Here is a 16,366-nt window from a genome sequence, read left to right on the forward strand (position 1 = left end):
AGGGTGGCCCGATTGGGGCATATCGAGGGGGAATGGCCGCATGAGCATCGTGTTGGCCATGGCCCTGCTCGTCGAAGCGGTCACCGCAACGCCGAACCCGCTGCCCAAGGGCACCGTCACGATCGCGATACGCGCTGACGACGATCAGGCGGCGGCCTTTGCCGAAACGGTCGGATCGTCGCTCTCCGCCGCCGACTTCCTCGTTCTCCCGCCGGCCGGGCCGAGCCGCTATCAGGCTCGCGTCACGATCGATCGCGACGTCCGCGGCCTCGTCACGGCACCCGCGCCGGTGGCGGGCCCCGACGTCAGCGTCGGCAATTGGGGCAGTGGCGTCCGGATCAGCCTGCCGACCCGCAAACAGGATCTGCGGCCCCTGGTCGTGACGCGCATGACGCTGACCCTCGTCGACGTGCGCAGCGAGCGCACCCTATGGACCGGCACCGCGGTGACGACGCAGGTTGGCGGCACGCCTGCCGACGATCCGCACGTGCTCGGCACGAAACTCGCCGATGCGCTCGTCGTGCGCATGCCCGCCATTCTGGATGGTGCGCTGTCGATCCCCTGACAGGCGGATCACCCCATCTGATCGAACAGGCTCGGCATCGCTCCGTTCGTCTGCGCCGCCAGCGTCGCGGCCGCATCGCGCGTGCGCTCGCTCCACCCGCGTGCCTGACGTTCCTCGCTGCTCATCGCATCGTATTGCGTCACCAGTGTCTGGCTGTAGGCCGCAAAGCTGCCGCCCTTGATCGCGCCCGTCGCACTCTCCCGCTCGCGCGATTGCAACGCGGCCTTGGCGGCGCTCACCTCGGTCCGCGAAAAGCCACCGGTCTGGTTGAGCGCGATCGCCGCCAGCGCCCGGCCCGACAGCTCGTCCAGCTTGGGCGTCGCCGTCTTGCCCGCGCTCTTATACTGCGCGTCCAGCGTCGCGCGCACCTCCTTGGACAGCGCGGTGAAATCCTTCTTCGCGTCGGCGATCTGGGCGGACGCGCGCCTGGCGGCGGGGGAGATCGTCGCCACGTCCCCCTTGCTCGCGCTCGTCGCGGTCTTGGCCGGCTGCGCCGCCGGCGCGGTGCCGGTCGCGGTGACGGCAGCGGTCGACGTGCGGGCCGCCACGCCATAGCGTGATGCCAGTTGCGCCTGCATCAGTGCCGCAGCACGCGTTCCGGTCAGATTGGCCATCGCCCGACATCCCCTGCCGCCGTGCGACACAGCGCACGACGCCAGAGGAGGATAGGTCTCCATGGTTAACGAAGCGTCAGGACCGGGCGCTGTTGGATCGCGGGTCGTGAACAGACCCGAATATCATGCTCTAAGTCCTTGGGCCGCCAGCTCATCATAGGATCGGCGGATATGCCGCTGTCCTACATGCAACGGGATGTGCCACCCGTGTGTCGATCATGCGCCACCGCTCTTTCACTCCCCGACGCGGGATTCGAAAAACATCTGCGCGGGTGAGACTTTTGTGACTTTCCGCGTGCCCCTATTCCTCGGTGCGGATCAGCACCGCCTCGCCGATCAGCAGGAACAGCAGGAACGGCGCCCAGGCGGCGAGGAAGGGCGGGTAGGCGCCCAGATTGCCCATCGCCAGCGCGAAATTGTCCGCGACGAAATAGGCGAAGCCCAGCGCCATGCCGATCACCGCGCGCACGAACAGCTGGCCCGATCGCGCGATGCCGAACGCCGCCACCGCGCCCAGCAACGGCATCAGCACTGCGGACAGCGGCCCGGAGAATTTGTGCCACAGCGTGCCCTCCAGCGACTTGGTCGGCCGCCCTGCATCGCGCAGGTCGCCGATCGCGGCATTGAGCTGCGTGAAGTCCAGCCCGTCGGGATTAACGTTGCCCAGCGTGAACTGGTCGGGGCGCACGTCGCCGGCGATCGTCACCCGGCCCAGCGACTGGAGCTTGCCGCTCGCCACGTCGAAGCGCGTCGCCGGCTCGATGTCCCAGCCGTTGGCCACGCGGTGGCCGTGCGGCGCGGTGATGATCGCCTCCAGCCGCCCGGCGGTGCGATCATAGACGGTGATGTTGCCCAGGCGCGTGGCATTGCCCCGCCCGCGCACCTGTTGCACCGCGATCAGGTCGTCGCCATCCCGCACCCACACATTGGTGCGCTCGCCCCGGTCGATCGGCAGCGCGCCGTAATCGACGTCCTTCCACTGGTCGAGCGTCGCGGTCGCGCGCGTCACGATCCGCTCGTTGAACACGAAGCTCACCGCCGCGACCCCCAGGCTCGCGACCAGCAACGGCGCCAGCACCTGATGCGCCGACAGGCCGGCGGCCTTCAGCGCGATGACCTCGCTGTTCTGGTTCATCGTGATCAGCGTCAGGATCGTGCCGAGCAGGACGGAGAAGGGCAGCAGGAACGCGATGATCTGCGGCGCGCGCAGCGTCACGTACGTCCACACCTGCGCCTGCGTGTTGCCGGGATGCGCCAGGATCGATCCCGATTCGCTCAGCAGATCGAGCGTCTGCAGGATCAGCAGCAGCGCGGCGAGCAACCCGAAGGTGCGCACCAGGAACATCCGCCCCATGTAGATGGCAACGGTACGTGACGGGAAGAGCCTGCTCATGCCGCCACTCCCTTCTTGCGACCCCGGCCGGGCAGGTAGCGGGTGATCGCCTTCCCGATCTTGCCGAAGGCGCGCTCGATCGCGCCGATCGGCTGGCCGCCGGGGACATAGGCTATCTGATAATACATCCAGATGATCAGGCCGGCGAATATGACGAACGGCACCCAGAGCGCGATCAGCGGGTCGATCCGCCCCAATTCGCCGATCGACGCGGCATATTCGTTCACCTTGTGGTACGCGACGATCATCACGATCGCCAGGAACACGCCGACGCCCGAGCTCGATCGCTTCGGCGGCACGCCCAGCGCCACCGCGAGCAGTGGCAGCAGGAACATCGTCGCCACCTCGACCAGACGGAAGTGGAACTCGGACCGGCTGCTGTCGCGCTGCTGCTCGCTGGCCGAGGCATGGCCCAATTTGGCGAGTTCGGGCAGCGTAAACTCCAGGTTGCGTCCCCCGCGCTGACGGAAATTCTCGTAGCGGGGCAGGGGGATCGGCAGATCGTGGCTGGTGAAGGTCAGCACGCGCGGCACGGCGAAATTGGGCGCCTTGTGTACCAACGTGCCATTGGTCAGGCGGAAGATGATCGTGTTGGGATCGTCGGTCGCCAGGAACTGGCCCGACTGCGCCGTCACCGAATAGGTGGTGCCCTTGTCGCTGTAGCGCACGAAGATGCCGTCCAGCTTGCGCCCGCTGTCATGGCTCTGCTCGATGCGCAGCGTCATGCGGTCGCCGAAATGGGTGAATTCGCCGACCTTGATCGACGCGCCCAGCGCGCCCGTGCGCAGCTCGAAGCGCAATTGCTCGTAATAGTATCGCGCCTTGGGCTGGACGAAGCCGACGATCGCGATGTTGAGCGCCGCGAGGATCAAGGCATACATGAACGGCACGCGCAGCAGCCGCGAATAGCTGACGCCCACCGCACGCAGCACGTCCAGCTCCGAATTGGCGGCGAGGCGGCGGAAGGCGAGCAGGATGCCGAGCAGCAGCCCGATCGGGATGCCCAGGCCCAGATACTCGGGCAGCAGGTTGGCGAGCATCCGCCACACGACACTGATCGGCCCGCCTTCGGTCGCGACGAAGTCGAACAGCCGGCGGATGCGGTCGAGCACCAGCAGCATGGCGGCGATCGTCAGCGTCGAAAACAACGGCAACGCGATCAGCCGGGCCATGTAACGATCGAGGGAAGTCATGCTGAACGAAGGCTCGCGCCGGGGAAAGGAGCCAAGGCTATAAGCGGGATGGCGGGGCACGTCAGCCCCCGGCGACAGCCTGCGTCGGCGCCCGTCACTCCGCGGCGATCTGGTGCGGCGGGGCGGGGCGGTCGCCCTGCGCCATCGCGGTCGCGATCGCGCGCTCCAGACCGCCCAGCGTGAACGGCTTGCGCAGCACCTGATGGTGGCCGAACTCACTCGCATTCGCCTCGCCCGCAAAGCCCGTGACGAACAGTACGGCGATATGCGGATAGGCAGGCCCGATCTCCGCGATCAGCTCGGGCCCCGTCTGCCCGGGCATCAGCACGTCGGAGATGATGAGGTCGATCCCGGCGTGGCTCGCCAGCAGTCCTGCCGCCTTGGTCGGCGCGTCGCAGGCGATGGCATGGTGGCCCAGCTCGTCGAGCGCGCCCATCGTTGCCATCAGCACGCGCGGATCGTCCTCGACGACCAGCACGTGGAGGCCCTCCGGCGCGACGGCCGGTGCCGGCGGGGTCGCGGCCACGACGGCCGCCTCGGCCTGCGGCTGCTGCCGGTCGCGCGGCAGGTACAGCGTCACGGTGGTGCCGTCGCCCAGCGCGGTGTCGATCGCGATCGCGCCGCCGAGCTGCTGCACCAGCGCGAAGATCTGGCTGAGGCCCAGCCCCGTGCCCTTGCCCGCGGCCTTGGTGGTGAAGAAGGGTTCGTAGACGCGCTCGACCACCTCGGGCGTCATGCCCTCGCCGGTGTCGGTCACCGCGATCGTCACGTAATCGCCCGCCGCGCAATGATCGACCTGGTGCTCGTTCAGCGTCACCGCGCCGGTCGCAATGGCCAGCTCGCCCCGGCCATGCATCGCATCGCGCGCATTGACCGCGAGGTTCAGGATCGCATTTTCCAGCTGCACGCGGTCGGCGCGCACCTGCCATCCCCCGGCGGTATCGCGCGTCGTGACGGTGATGCCGTCGCCCAGCGTCCGGTCGATCAGCTCCGACATGCCAGACACCAACTGGGCCACGGCGATCGGTTCGGGCTTCAGCGATTCCTCACGGCTGAACGCGAGCAACCGCCGGGTCAGCGCGGCCGCACGGTTGGCGCCATCCGCCGCATTGTCCAGGTGCCGCGCCGCGGCGTCGGGATCCCCTGCAAGCGATCGTCGCGCCAGCTCCAGTCCGCCCAGAACCACCGCCAGCATATTGTTGAAGTCATGCGCGATACCGCCGGTCAGCTGGCCGACCGCGTCCATCTTCTGCGCCTGCCGCAGCTTGGCCTCCTGCACGCGCAATTCGTCGGTCGCCTGCCGCACCGCATTCGCCAGCGCCTCGGCCCGTTCGCGCGCGGCATCGGCGTCAGCCCGTGCCAGCGCCCGCTCGCCGATCGCCCGCACCGTCAGCCAGCCGAGCACGACCGCGCCGATCACGATCAGCCCGCCGAACACCGCCAGCACGCCCGCGATCCGGCTCGACCGGTCGACGGTGCGCATCGCATCCGCGGTGCGCGCATCGAGCAATGCGCGCTCGCCCTCGATGATCTCGTCCAGCGTCCGGTCGATCGCCGCCAGCGTCGGCGACTGGCGCGCCTTGTAATAGCGGGCGAGCGCCTGGGCGTTCTTGCCATAGGTGGTGCTGAGCGCGGTCAGCGACAGCTCCTCGCCGCGCTGCTGGTACGCCTCGCGCAGCCGCGCCACGCGTGCGCTCTGCTCGCCGGTCTCGCGCGTCAGCCCTTCCAGCTTGTTGAGCTGCGTACCCGCCAGCCGCCACTGATCATAATAGAGTTGGCCGAGCTCCTGCTCCGCCTTGCCGCTGATGACGTAGCGGCCTAGCGACGCCTCCGATCTGGCGATCGTGCCCGACAGGGTGCGGGCCAGGATCATCACGTCATAGCTGTGCGCCTGCGCCGCAAGCGCGCGGTCGCGCTGGCGGTTCGCCTCGCCGAGCGTCACGATCAGCGCGACGAGCACCGCCGCGCCGAGCAGACCCATCACGACCAGCGTGACGGTCCGCCACGCCGCATTGCGTTCGGAATCCCCCCCCGGGGCCATCTCGGCGCCGTCCCGCATCACGGCAGCGACGCTAACGCGTTTGTCCGGTCAAGGAAAGGTGAGGGCGACGGGCTTCAGCCGATCGCGCCCACGGCCTGCCCCGCCGCCCGGAACCGCTCGATCACCGTATCCAGCTGCGCCGCCGTATGCTCCGCGCACAGCGAACAGCGCAGCAGGAAGGTGCCGGCCGGTGTGGCGGGCGGGCGCGCCATGTTCACGTACACGCCCGCTTCCAACAGCCCCTGCCACATCGCGACCGCCTGCGTCTGGTCGTCCAGGATCACCGCGACGATCGCGCTGTCAGGCTGTTCGGTGCCGAGGCGGAAGCCCAGCGCCTTCAGCCCGCCGTGCAACTGGCGCGCGTTCGACCACAATTGCTCGCGCTTGGCGGTGGCGGTCATCAGCTTGCGGATCGATGCGGTCGCGGTCGCGACGACGCTCGGCGGCAGGCTGGCGGTGAAGATGTACGCGCGGCAGGCGAGGCGGATCGCTTCGAACTTGGGATGGTTCGAAATGCAGAAGCCACCGACCGTGCCGACCGATTTGGAGAAGGTGCCGACGACGAAGTCGACCTCGCCCTCCAGCCCCTGCGCCTCGTACACGCCGCGGCCGTTGGGGCCATAGAAACCCATCGAATGCGCCTCGTCGGACAGCACCATCGCGCCATGCTTCTTGGCGACGGCGACCATTTCCTTCAGCGGCGCCACGTCGCCGAGCATCGAATAAACACCCTCCAGCACGACCAGCTTGCCCGCGTCCTTGGGCAGGCGACCCAGCCGCTTGTCGAGATCCTCGACGCTGTTGTGGCGGAAGCGGACGATCTCGGCGACGCCCTGCTTGCAGCCATCGTAGATCGAGGCGTGGCTGTCGGCGTCGAGGATGACATATTCACCCTTGCCGACCAGCGTCGAGATCATGCCCAAATTGGCCATGTAGCCGGTCGAAAAGACGATCGCACCGCTGACGCCGTAGAAGTCACGCAGCGCCGCTTCGGCTTCCATATGGTCGCGGAAGGTGCCGTTGAGCATGCGGCTGCCGTTGGTGCCCGATCCGAACTGATCGAGCGCGGCATGGCCGGCGGCGATGACGTCCGGGTCGAACGTCATGCCCATGTAATTGTATGTGCCGAGCAGGATCGTGTCGCGGCCGGCGATCACCGCTTCGGTCGGGCTCTTCACCTGCTCCATCACGATCGCGAACGGATCGGTGACGCCGGTATCGATCAGCGCCTGCCGCTCGGCGATCAGGCCGTCGAACTTCGACATCAGATCGCGTTCCGGAGCGACCGGGGCGGGGTCGAGGTCCAGCGCCTCGGGCTGCAGGCCGGTCTCGGTCATGCCTCGGCCTTCAGCTTGGCGACCGCATCGGTCAGCTGGCCGATATTCTCGATTTCCGCCTGCATGTTCATCGTGATGATGATGTCGAATTCGTCCTCGATCGCCGCGACGAAGTCCATCACGGTCAGGCTGTCCCATTCGAGGTCGCCCTGAAAGGTCGTCGCTTCGGTTAGCGTTACGCCCTTCTTGTTGAACGGTTCGATCTGGCTCTTGATCGTATCGAGGATCTGGGTGCGGTCGGTCATGATGGTCATCCGAATGGCGGCCAAATGCGGCGGTGTTGCGGCGCTATAGCAGCCCGCGGGCGCGATACCATCGTGCCGTTGCAGCAAGCCCATGCTCGGGTGCGATCTCCGGCGTCCACAGCTCGGCGGGCGGGCGCATCGCGGGGCGGGCGGTCCAGTCCGGGTGCGCGAGATAGCCGACGCGATCGAGGGTGAGCTTCGCCCCGTCGCGGCGGACCGCGCGGTCCAGCTTGGCGCCCAGCATCAGCGCCGCCTTGGGCAGATGCAGTGTCAGCACCCGCTTCCGCCCCACGGCCCGCGCGATCGCCTGCGCCATCGCGGCATGGGTCAGCACATGGCCGTCATCGACCTCGTACACCGCCGGCGACACCTGCGTCGTAGCGAGCGCCAGCAGCAGCCGCGCCAGATCGTCCACCGCGATCAGCGACACCTTGCCACGTGGCGGCAGCAAGGCGATGCCCATCCGCGCGGCGCGGAACAGGTCGCGCATCTCCATGTCGCCGGGGCCATAGACGCCGCTCGGCCGCACGATGCTCCAGTCGAGCCCGCTCGCTTCGACCAGCGTCTCGGCCTCGGCCTTCGACCAGCCGTAGATCGACAGATCCGGCTCGCGCGCCGACAGCGACGAGACATGGACGAACCGCCGGACGCCTGCGGCCTGCGCAGCGGCGATCATCGCCCGCGTGCCGTCGATATTACCGACGACGAAGCCGGCCTTTGTCGGCGTGCTGACGACACCCGCGACATGCACGACCGCGTCGGCCCCCTCGACCAATGCCGCCAGGCTGTCGGGCCGATCGAGCGCCCCCTCGATCCACGTCACGCCGTCCCGCGCGCGCTGCGGCCGGCGGGTGAGGGCCCGCACGCTATGGCCGGCGGACAGCGCCCGCTCGACCAGCGCTCCGCCGACGAAGCCGGTCGCACCGGTGATGGCGAGGGTGGTCACGCCTGCCTCACCCATCTCGTCACCCCGGACGTGTTCCGGGGTCCACTCGTCCGCACGGGAAGCGCCTGAGCCTCCAGCCATCCCCCTCGCCGCACAGTGGACCCCGGAACAAGTCCGGGGTGACGGAGCGCGTCGAACGATACCATCACACCAACGCCAGATGGTTGCGATGCACCAGAGCCGCGCGCGGCGCATAACCCAGGATCGCCGCCTGCTCCTCAGACCGCGTCCCCACCAGCCGCACCGCCTCGGCGGCGTCATATTCCGACAGCCCGCGCGCGATCGTGCCGTCCGGCCCCTCGATCGACACGAGGTCACCGCGCCCGAACGCACCTTCGATCTGCGTCACGCCCGCCGCCAGCAGACTGCCACCCGCGGCCAAAGCACGCGCCGCCCCAGCGTCGACATGCACGCGCCCGCGCGCCGTCAGCCCGCCCGCCAGCCACGCCTTGCGCGCCGACGCCGCCCGCTCCGCGACGAACAACGTATGGCGGGGATCGCCTGCCAACGGATGCTCCATCCGCCCGCTCGCGATGGCGAGGTGCGCGCCCGCCCCGGTCGCGATCCGCGCGGCGGCGATCTTCGACACCATGCCGCCCGATCCCATGCCCGATGCCGATCCGCCGTCCGCCATGCCCGCGACCGCATCGATCCGCTCGACCCGTGCAACGTGGCGCGCGTCGGGGTTGGTGTGCGGGTTGGCATCGTATAGGCCATCGACGTCCGACAGCAGCACCACGCCCTGCGCCCCCGCCGCCTGCGCGACGCGCGCCGCCAGCCGGTCGTTGTCGCCGAAGCGGATTTCCTCGGTCGCGACGCTGTCATTCTCGTTGATGATTGGCACGACGCCCAGGCCCAGCAGCCGCCCGAGCGTCGCCGCGGCATTCAGATAGCGCCGCCGGTCCTCCAGATCGTCCAGCGTCACCAGCATCTGCGCCGCCGTCAGGCCGTGCGCGCCGAGCAGCTCCGCCCATGTCTGGCTGAGCGCGATCTGCCCGGTCGCCGCCGCCGCCTGCGCATCTTCCAGACTGGCGCGCCCGCCCTTGGCAAGGCCCAGCCGCCGCGCACCCAGTGCAATCGCTCCGGACGATACCACCGCCACCTGCTGCCCCGCCGCGACGCGCCCGGCGATATCCGCGACCAGCGTCGCCAGCCACGCGCGCCGCACCGCCCCATCCGGCGCCACGAGCAGCGCCGACCCGACCTTGACGATCAGGCGAGAGCAGGCGGTCGGCGGGAAAAGTGCGTCCTGCATGGGATCAGAGCGGCGACCAGCTGATCTCGTCTTCGCCCTCGTCGCTGTCGGGCACCGCTTCGGGGCCGGGCCCGATGCTGTCGAGCAGGCGGTCGAGCACCCAGTCGACACCCGTGCCGGCCGCGCCGGACAGTGGGATGACGTCCGCGCCGCTCGCTTCGGCGAGTTCGGCGGACAGCGCCTCGATCAGTTCGTCGTCGAGCATGTCGATCTTGTTGAGCGCGATGACGTGCGGCTTGTCGATCAGACCGCCGCCATAGGCCTCCAGCTCGTCACGGACGATGCGATAGCTTTCGGCGACGTCGGCGTCATTGGCATCGACCAGGTGCAACAACACACGGCAGCGTTCGATATGCCCCAGGAAGCGGTCGCCGATGCCGGCGCCGTCCGCCGCGCCCTCGATCAGGCCGGGGATGTCGGCGACGACGAATTCGCGGTTGCGGTGGCGCACCACGCCCAGCTGCGGGCGGGTCGTGGTGAAGGCATAGGCGCCGACCTTCGCCTGCGCGTTGGTGACGGCGTTGATGAAGGTGGACTTGCCGGCGTTGGGCAGCCCCACCAGTCCGGCGTCGGCGAGCAGCTTCAGCCGTAGCCATACCCACGCCTCCTCGCACGGCCAGCCGGTGCCGTGCTGGCGCGGCGTGCGGTTGGTCGAGGTCTTGTAGCTCGCATTGCCGCGCCCGCCGTCGCCGCCGCGCAGGAACACCTCGCGCTGGCCGACCTTGGTGAAGTCCAGCAGCACCTCTTCCTTGTCTTCGGACAGCACCTGCGTTCCGACCGGCACCTTGATGACCAAATCGTCGCCGCCGCCGCCGGTGCGGTTGCTACCCGATCCGCCATGGCCGCGTTGCGCGCGGAAGTGCTGCGTGTAGCGGAAGTCGATCAGCGTATTCAGGCCGGCCACCGCTTCGAAGACGATGTCGCCGCCCTTGCCGCCGTTGCCGCCATCCGGGCCACCATATTCGATGAACTTTTCGCGCCGGAAGCTGACGGCGCCGGGGCCGCCGGTGCCCGAACGGACGAAGATCTTGGCTTGGTCGAGGAAATGCATGCCGCCTCTTTAGCGAAAGGCGCGCGAACGGCCACCCCTGCCGGCGCATCCCCACGCTCCGCATGGCGACGAGGTTGTACCGCCATAATGAGTAGCGCTATGAGGGGCGCAGTGAAGTCGGCGTCCGATCCCCAAGCCCCGTTGCCACCCTCCGCTCGGCTGGGGTGGGTGCGCGCATTCGATACCGCCGCCTTGCCGGCAAACGAGCGCTATGAGGTCTGGCGCGATGGCGACGTCGCCAATCTGTCGACCCGCTACGAAACGACGCCGGAAGAACCCTTTACGGCGGCGATGGACTGGCTCGATCTCGGTACGCTTGGGATCGGCCACGCGGTATTCACGTCGCAGCAGTGGGAGCGCACCCGGCAGAAAGCGGCGCGCGACGACAATGACGATTTCGTGATCAACGTGCGCCATGCCGGCGCCGCGATCTTCGAGATGGACGGGCGGGAGGCCATCGCGCCGACCGGATCGATCGTCATCGCCGACATGGCGCGTCCGAAGCACCATTTCTCGGAAGCCTCGATCAGCACCGGCATGGCGTTGAAGCGGGCGGACGTGGAGCGTCTGTTCCCCTCGACCCGCGCGCTGCACGGCCATGTCGTTGCGCCGGAACATGCCGCTTTGCTCGTGTCGCACTTGGCGCTGCTGCGCGGGCAGGCGGAGCATTTGCCGGCGGCCAGCGGGCCGATGCTGGCGCAGACGATCCTCGATCTCCTGTCGGTATCGGTCGCGGCGAGCTTCGCCGAGCGGCCGGTGGACCGCGACCGGCATGAGCGCGCGTTGCGCGTGCAGTTGCGCGACGAGATCGAACGCAACCTCGGCTCCCCCTCGCTCACCGTGGCGCGCCTCAGCCGTTCGCTCGGCGTCTCGCGCTCCACTTTGTACCGATTGTTGCAGGACGAAGGCGGCGTGCAGGCCTACGTCCGCACGCGGCGTTTGGAAAAGGTCGCGGAGGCGCTGCGTCGCGAAGGCGGACGCGGCACGATCGCGGCGCTGGCCGAACGCTGGGGTTTTTGCGATGCCGCCTATCTGGGGCGCGCGTTTCGCGAAACCTATGGCATGACGCCGGGCGACTATCACGCGATGCACGTCGCCCATCCGCGGCTCTGACGCGCTCCGGCGGCACGATATAGGCCGTCATGGCTATGGACCGGTTCGGGACCAAACTCTATCGTCAGCACCATGTCGCAGGTCCCTGAGAACGAACGCTTCCCTTCGGCGCCATCATCCTCCCGCCTGGGCTGGACTCCCTTTTTCGACACGGCGGCGCTGCCGCAGCAGGACCGGTTCAGCGCGTGGCGCGATTCCGACATCCGCAATCTCTCACAGCATTTCGAAACCCAGCCGACCCAGCCGTTCCAGGCGCGGATCGAAGGGCTCGATCTCGGCACGATGTTGCTCAACCACGTCCATATCTCGGCGCAGGACTGGCACCGCGGCGCGGAGCATTTGCGCGATCAGGCCGACGGGCTCGTCGTCAACGTGCGGCACGCCGGCGGCGCCTGGGGCCGGATGGGCGATCGCGACGTTCGCGCGCGGGATGGCGCGGTGGTGCTGACCGACATGGCGCTGGGCAACACGCATGTGTCCGAAGCCTCGGTTTCGACCAGCTTCGTGCTGCCGCGCGCGCTGGCCGAACGTGTCCTGCCCTCGGTCCGCAGCCTGCACGGCCATGTCGTGCCCACGGAGCAGGCGGCGTTGCTGACCAGCCACCTCACGGCGCTGCGGCACCACGCCCGTCACCTGCCCGCAAGCAGCGGCCCCGCCGTGGCGCAGACCGTCGTCGATCTGCTCGCGCTGGTTGTCCATGCCAGCCTAGGCGAGCGTCCCGGCGACCGCGAACAGCATGACCGTGCGCTCCGCGTCCAGTTGCGTGATGAAATCGAACGCAACCTCGGCTCGCCCTCGCTCAGCGTCGCGCGTCTCAGCCGCACACTCGGGGTGTCTCGTTCGACGCTGTATCGCTTGTTGCAGGATGAGGGCGGCGTACAGGCCTATATCCGGGCGCGCCGGCTGGCGAAGGTGGCAGAGGCCTTGCAGCGGCGCGGCGACCGCCAGACGATCGCGGCACTCGCCGACCGATGGGGCTTTTGCGACGCCGCCTATCTGGGGCGTGCGTTTCGCGAAACCTATGGCATGACACCGGGCGACTATCACGCGATGCATGCAAGCGGCCTGCCACCGACCGGCATCGCGACCCCCATCGCAACGCCGGCCGGCCGCATCGTCACTCCCTAGGCCGCGACAAGCGGTTCGGTAGCAACGCCATCCGTCCCACGATCGGCGCCATCAGGCGGGATCGCGTTCGGACCGATCGAGTACGCCCCACGTTCCACCGCTCTGGGATTTGACCAATTCGGTGCCGCAGCGGCTGCACGTACACCGCCACCGTGATCCGTCCGACCAGACCCGACGACGCGAACGCTTGTGGCCGATGACCAGACAGATGGGAGCTAAAACGCGTTTCATGCCAAGTCATCCACTCGATGCGGTCTCTTTAGAGAAAGAGAGCGTGCCGCATCAGGGGCTTGGCCATTGTCGGTGTCGCAGACGCTATTGATCGTGTCTCACGCTGGCGTCTCGCCAGGCGCTTCGTTGCGCAACAGCATGCCCACCGCCAGATCGCGCGCCTTGCTCCGCGGCAGGTCGAGCGCGCGCGCCATCGCCGCGCCGAGCAGCGCGTCGCCCAGCGCCATCAGCATCAGGTGCAGCGTTTCTTCCTGGATCGGCCGCTCGGGCGGTTGCACGCCATCGGCGAGTTCGTCGACCAGATCGTGGACGGCGGACAGGATCGGATCGAGCGCATCGCGATTGCCCGACAGGATCATCCAGCTCGCCAGCGCGCCCGCGCCGCCTCTGTCGAAGGCATCGAAAACGAGGTCGACGATGCGCCGCGGATCGGGCTCCCCGCCGCGGTTGCCCAGCACCGCATCGCGAATCACCCCCGTGATCTGCGCCGCCATCCGCGCGATCAACGCCTGTTGCAGCCCTTCCGCCGACCCGAAGTGATGCAGCAGATTGGCATGCGTGCGGCCGATCCGCGCGCCGACCGCCTTCAGCGTCACCGCCTGCGGGCCGCTTTCGACCAGCAATTGCTGGGCGGCGATCAGCGCGGCTTCCCGGCTTTCGGTGGGGGACAGGCGGCGGCGCAAAGGGGCCGGGACGGGGGTTGAAGCGCTCAGGACGATGGCCTATTTACATTGGTGTAAGCAAATGCGGATATCGTCCTAGTACGGAGGAAATCATGGCGAAAGCAACCACGCCGCACGATCTGGTCATCACCGCGCGCGATCGCCGCTTCGGTCGTGGCGCCCGGATGGGTCGCTGGTGGCTGAACGACGATCCGATCGCGACCGCCTTTTACAACGCCTTGTCCGTCACCTTTCCCAAGGGGGAGGGGTTCTTCGTCGACAGCGTGCGCCGCTTCCGCGAGGGCACGTCGCCGCGCCTGACGCGCGAGATCAACGCCTTCATCAAGCAGGAGGTGATGCACACGCGCGAACACGTCGCGTTCAACCGCCATGTCACCGACCAGGGCTATGACGTGACGCTGCTCGACCGCGACGTCGACGCGGCATTGGCGCTGACCAAGGGCCGCCCGCCGATCGCCAGTCTCGCCGCGACCACCGCGCTCGAACATTTCACCGCGATGCTGGCGCATGAACTGATCGCCAACCCCCGTCATCTTGCGGGCGGCGAGGAACAGGCGCGCGCCTTGTGGCTGTGGCACGCGGCCGAGGAGATCGAACACAAGGGCGTCGCCTATGACACCTGGCTGCATGCCACGCGCGACTGGCCGCGCTTCCGCCGCTGGTGGGTCAAGTCGTTCGTCATGCTGATGACGACCAAGCATTTCTTCGTCGGCCGGACGCGCGGCATGCTCGAGCTGTTGCGGCAGGACGGCCTCACCGGTCCGCGCGTCTGGGCTAGGCTCGCCTGGTATGCGTTCGGCAATCCCGGCATGGCGCGCAAGGTGGCGGGCGTCTGGGCGGCCTATTTCCTGCCCGGCTTCCACCCATGGAAGCACGACGACCGCGAACTCATCCGGCTGGCCGAGAGCGACTACGAGGCGGCGGTGATGCCCAAGGCGGCCACCGCCTGACGCCGATCAGTCTAGCGCGGCCAGAAACGCGACGGCGGCGTCATAGTCGCGCCGCTTGTTCGCTTGAGCCTGTTCGGCCAGCAGATCGCTGCCCCACAACTCCGCCTGCCAATCCTCGTCGACATGCGCGGCGGCCCATAGGGTATCGGGATCGCCCGCCCGCTCGATCAGTGCGAGCGCCAGTACCAGCGACCCGGTGATCGTCACCACCGGCGACAGGCCTGCAAGGTGGAAGGCGTCGAGCGTCGCCACCGCCTCGCCGAGGCGCGTCAGCGTCGCGGGCGGCTGGGCGCGGTGGATGATCCCCGCGGTCGGCTCGAAATGCACGTCGTAGCGGGTGCGAGCCCAGTCGAGCCAGGGATCCCACGCCGCCTGCTGCCGTGCAATCAGATCGTCGGGCGATTCGGCCCGATAATAGAGTAGGTCGGTCGCGCCATAGGCGGCCAGCCCCGCCGCGAAGGACGCAGGGTCGGCCGCGATCCGGTCGATCGCCGCATTCGCCAGGCCGGTCAGCGGCATCGCGCGCGGGTCCAGCACCTCGGGCACCGCGCGCCATTCGCCCGCGACCGCCTCTGCCAACGCGTCGGTCGGCAGCGCCAGCGGCACGCGTCCCGGCGTGCGCACCGGCCGCCCGTCGAGCGTCACCACCCGATCCGCGTCGACCGCCACCTCTGTCCAGAAGCGCTTCATGACTTCGGAGGCGTCCGCCAGCGGTGGGCGAGGGCGGCGGGCACCGTGGCGACGACGACCAGCGCCGACAGCGTGATCGCGACACCCAGCACCTTGGTGACCAAATCGGGCGCGCGCACCGCCAGCATCAGGCCGAACACCGCGCCGAGACTGCCGGCGATGCGGCTGCCGACCATCGCCAGCCACCGGCGCCGGGCGAGGGCATCGCCGCTCACGCCAGCAGCCCGGGCAGCGCGGCCACCCGCTCCGCCACCACGTCCGCGCCCGCATCGGCCAGGTCGCGGACGTCGTGATAGCCCCAGGCGACGCCCACCGCCCGCGCGCCCGCGGCCTTGGCCATCGCCATGTCGAAACTGGTGTCGCCGATCATCGCCGTCTCCTGCGCCGTCGCGCCCGCTTCGTCCATCGCGGCGATCAGCATCGCGGGGTCGGGCTTGGAGGGGTGCCGGTCCGCGGTTTGCAGCGTGACGAAATGGTCGGTCAGGCCATGATGCGCCAGAATATGCGCAAGGCCGCGGTCCGACTTGCCCGTCGCCACGCCCAACAGCCAGCCATCGTTCGCAAGGCCCTGCAAGACCGCGGCAATCCCGTCGAACAACGGCTCCTCCGCCATTGCGCCGGTCGTCCGCAGGTGGAAGAAGGCGGCCTTGTAATCCGCCGCCATCTGCCGGTGCAGCGCGTCCTCCGCTTGCGGTAGCAAGGTCGCGATCGCCTCGACCAGGCTCAGCCCGACGATCCGGCGGATCGCGCTGCGCGGCGGCGCGGGCAGAGCGGCGATCCGGAACGCATCCTCCATCGCCTGGCAGATATTGGCCTGGCTATCGACGAGCGTGCCGTCGCAGTCGAACACGGCAAGTTTGGTCATCCCCCGACGCCTACCGGGCAAGGGCGGGCACGCAAAGCGCAAATCGCTCGGCCCTCAATGCCACCA

General features: G+C 68.6%; 17 protein-coding genes. 4 read left to right on the forward strand and 13 right to left on the reverse strand.

Annotated features, from left to right (window positions below; genetic code table 11):
- Window positions 1–40 precede the first annotated feature (40 nt).
- Window positions 41–565 (forward strand): hypothetical protein, encoded by a 525-nt coding sequence (locus A7E77_RS12725; protein WP_063688363.1) that lies wholly within the window; start codon window positions 41–43, stop codon window positions 563–565.
- Between the two features lie 8 nt (window positions 566–573).
- Here the strand turns inward: A7E77_RS12725 and A7E77_RS12730 are convergent, their stop codons facing one another.
- From A7E77_RS12730 to obgE, 9 genes are all read right to left on the reverse strand, one after another.
- Entirely contained in the window at window positions 574–1,179 is a 606-nt protein-coding gene (locus tag A7E77_RS12730) for a hypothetical protein (protein WP_063688365.1), read from the reverse strand.
- 301 nt (window positions 1,180–1,480) lie between these two features.
- Complete coding sequence (gene lptG / locus A7E77_RS12735; protein ID WP_063688367.1) at window positions 1,481–2,572, reverse strand: LPS export ABC transporter permease LptG; 1,092 nt, start codon at window positions 2,570–2,572, stop codon at window positions 1,481–1,483.
- Complete coding sequence (lptF, locus tag A7E77_RS12740) at window positions 2,569–3,765, reverse strand: LPS export ABC transporter permease LptF (protein ID WP_024310498.1); 1,197 nt, start codon at window positions 3,763–3,765, stop codon at window positions 2,569–2,571. The genes lptG and lptF overlap by 4 nt, the downstream gene beginning before the upstream one ends.
- Before the next feature lie 94 nt (window positions 3,766–3,859).
- Window positions 3,860–5,824 (reverse strand): ATP-binding protein, encoded by a 1,965-nt coding sequence (locus A7E77_RS12745; protein WP_063689950.1) that lies wholly within the window; start codon window positions 5,822–5,824, stop codon window positions 3,860–3,862.
- A 56-nt stretch (window positions 5,825–5,880) separates the two neighbouring features.
- Entirely contained in the window at window positions 5,881–7,143 is a 1,263-nt protein-coding gene (gene spt / locus A7E77_RS12750; RefSeq protein ID WP_017978287.1) for a serine palmitoyltransferase, read from the reverse strand.
- The gene (locus A7E77_RS12755) at window positions 7,140–7,388 is read right to left on the reverse strand and encodes an acyl carrier protein (RefSeq protein WP_043060150.1); all 249 of its coding nucleotides are present in this window, start codon (window positions 7,386–7,388) and stop codon (window positions 7,140–7,142) included. The genes spt and A7E77_RS12755 overlap by 4 nt, the downstream gene beginning before the upstream one ends.
- 43 nt (window positions 7,389–7,431) lie before the next feature.
- Complete coding sequence (locus A7E77_RS12760) at window positions 7,432–8,349, reverse strand: SDR family oxidoreductase (RefSeq protein ID WP_063688369.1); 918 nt, start codon at window positions 8,347–8,349, stop codon at window positions 7,432–7,434.
- 130 nt (window positions 8,350–8,479) lie between these two features.
- Complete coding sequence (gene proB / locus A7E77_RS12765) at window positions 8,480–9,589, reverse strand: glutamate 5-kinase (RefSeq protein WP_063688371.1); 1,110 nt, start codon at window positions 9,587–9,589, stop codon at window positions 8,480–8,482.
- A 4-nt stretch (window positions 9,590–9,593) separates the two neighbouring features.
- Window positions 9,594–10,640 (reverse strand): GTPase ObgE, encoded by a 1,047-nt coding sequence (gene obgE / locus A7E77_RS12770; RefSeq protein WP_017978291.1) that lies wholly within the window; start codon window positions 10,638–10,640, stop codon window positions 9,594–9,596.
- Window positions 10,641–10,808: 168 nt separating this feature from the next.
- Between obgE and A7E77_RS12775 the strand changes: the two genes are divergently transcribed.
- Both A7E77_RS12775 and A7E77_RS12780 read left to right on the forward strand, forming a co-directional pair.
- The gene (locus A7E77_RS12775; protein WP_063688373.1) at window positions 10,809–11,753 is read left to right on the forward strand and encodes a helix-turn-helix domain-containing protein; all 945 of its coding nucleotides are present in this window, start codon (window positions 10,809–10,811) and stop codon (window positions 11,751–11,753) included.
- A 72-nt stretch (window positions 11,754–11,825) separates the two neighbouring features.
- The gene (locus A7E77_RS12780; protein WP_063688376.1) at window positions 11,826–12,881 is read left to right on the forward strand and encodes a helix-turn-helix domain-containing protein; all 1,056 of its coding nucleotides are present in this window, start codon (window positions 11,826–11,828) and stop codon (window positions 12,879–12,881) included.
- Between the two features lie 329 nt (window positions 12,882–13,210).
- Here the strand turns inward: A7E77_RS12780 and A7E77_RS12785 are convergent, their stop codons facing one another.
- Window positions 13,211–13,795 carry a TetR/AcrR family transcriptional regulator gene (locus A7E77_RS12785; protein WP_063688378.1) on the reverse strand — a complete coding sequence of 195 codons (585 nt, stop codon included), beginning with the start codon at window positions 13,793–13,795 and terminating at the stop codon, window positions 13,211–13,213.
- Window positions 13,796–13,887: 92 nt separating this feature from the next.
- Here A7E77_RS12785 and A7E77_RS12790 point away from each other — a divergent pair, with 92 nt between their 5' ends.
- Window positions 13,888–14,745 carry a metal-dependent hydrolase gene (locus tag A7E77_RS12790; RefSeq protein WP_063688408.1) on the forward strand — a complete coding sequence of 286 codons (858 nt, stop codon included), beginning with the start codon at window positions 13,888–13,890 and terminating at the stop codon, window positions 14,743–14,745.
- 6 nt (window positions 14,746–14,751) lie between these two features.
- Here A7E77_RS12790 and A7E77_RS12795 read toward each other — a convergent pair whose 3' ends face one another.
- From A7E77_RS12795 to A7E77_RS12805, 3 genes are read right to left on the reverse strand one after another with little or no spacing between them, the layout of a single operon-like run.
- On the reverse strand, window positions 14,752–15,435 hold the full coding sequence (locus tag A7E77_RS12795; RefSeq protein ID WP_063688410.1) for an ATP12 family chaperone protein: 684 nt from the start codon (window positions 15,433–15,435) through the stop codon (window positions 14,752–14,754).
- Window positions 15,432–15,650 carry a hypothetical protein gene (locus tag A7E77_RS12800; protein ID WP_226341743.1) on the reverse strand — a complete coding sequence of 73 codons (219 nt, stop codon included), beginning with the start codon at window positions 15,648–15,650 and terminating at the stop codon, window positions 15,432–15,434. Before A7E77_RS12800 ends, A7E77_RS12795 begins: the two co-directional genes overlap by 4 nt.
- Window positions 15,647–16,300 (reverse strand): HAD-IA family hydrolase, encoded by a 654-nt coding sequence (locus tag A7E77_RS12805; RefSeq protein WP_063688415.1) that lies wholly within the window; start codon window positions 16,298–16,300, stop codon window positions 15,647–15,649. The genes A7E77_RS12800 and A7E77_RS12805 overlap by 4 nt, the downstream gene beginning before the upstream one ends.
- Window positions 16,301–16,366: the final 66 nt, after the last annotated feature.

Source organism: Sphingomonas sp. NIC1, from assembly GCF_001638925.1.
GTDB lineage: Bacteria > Pseudomonadota > Alphaproteobacteria > Sphingomonadales > Sphingomonadaceae > Sphingomonas > Sphingomonas aquatilis.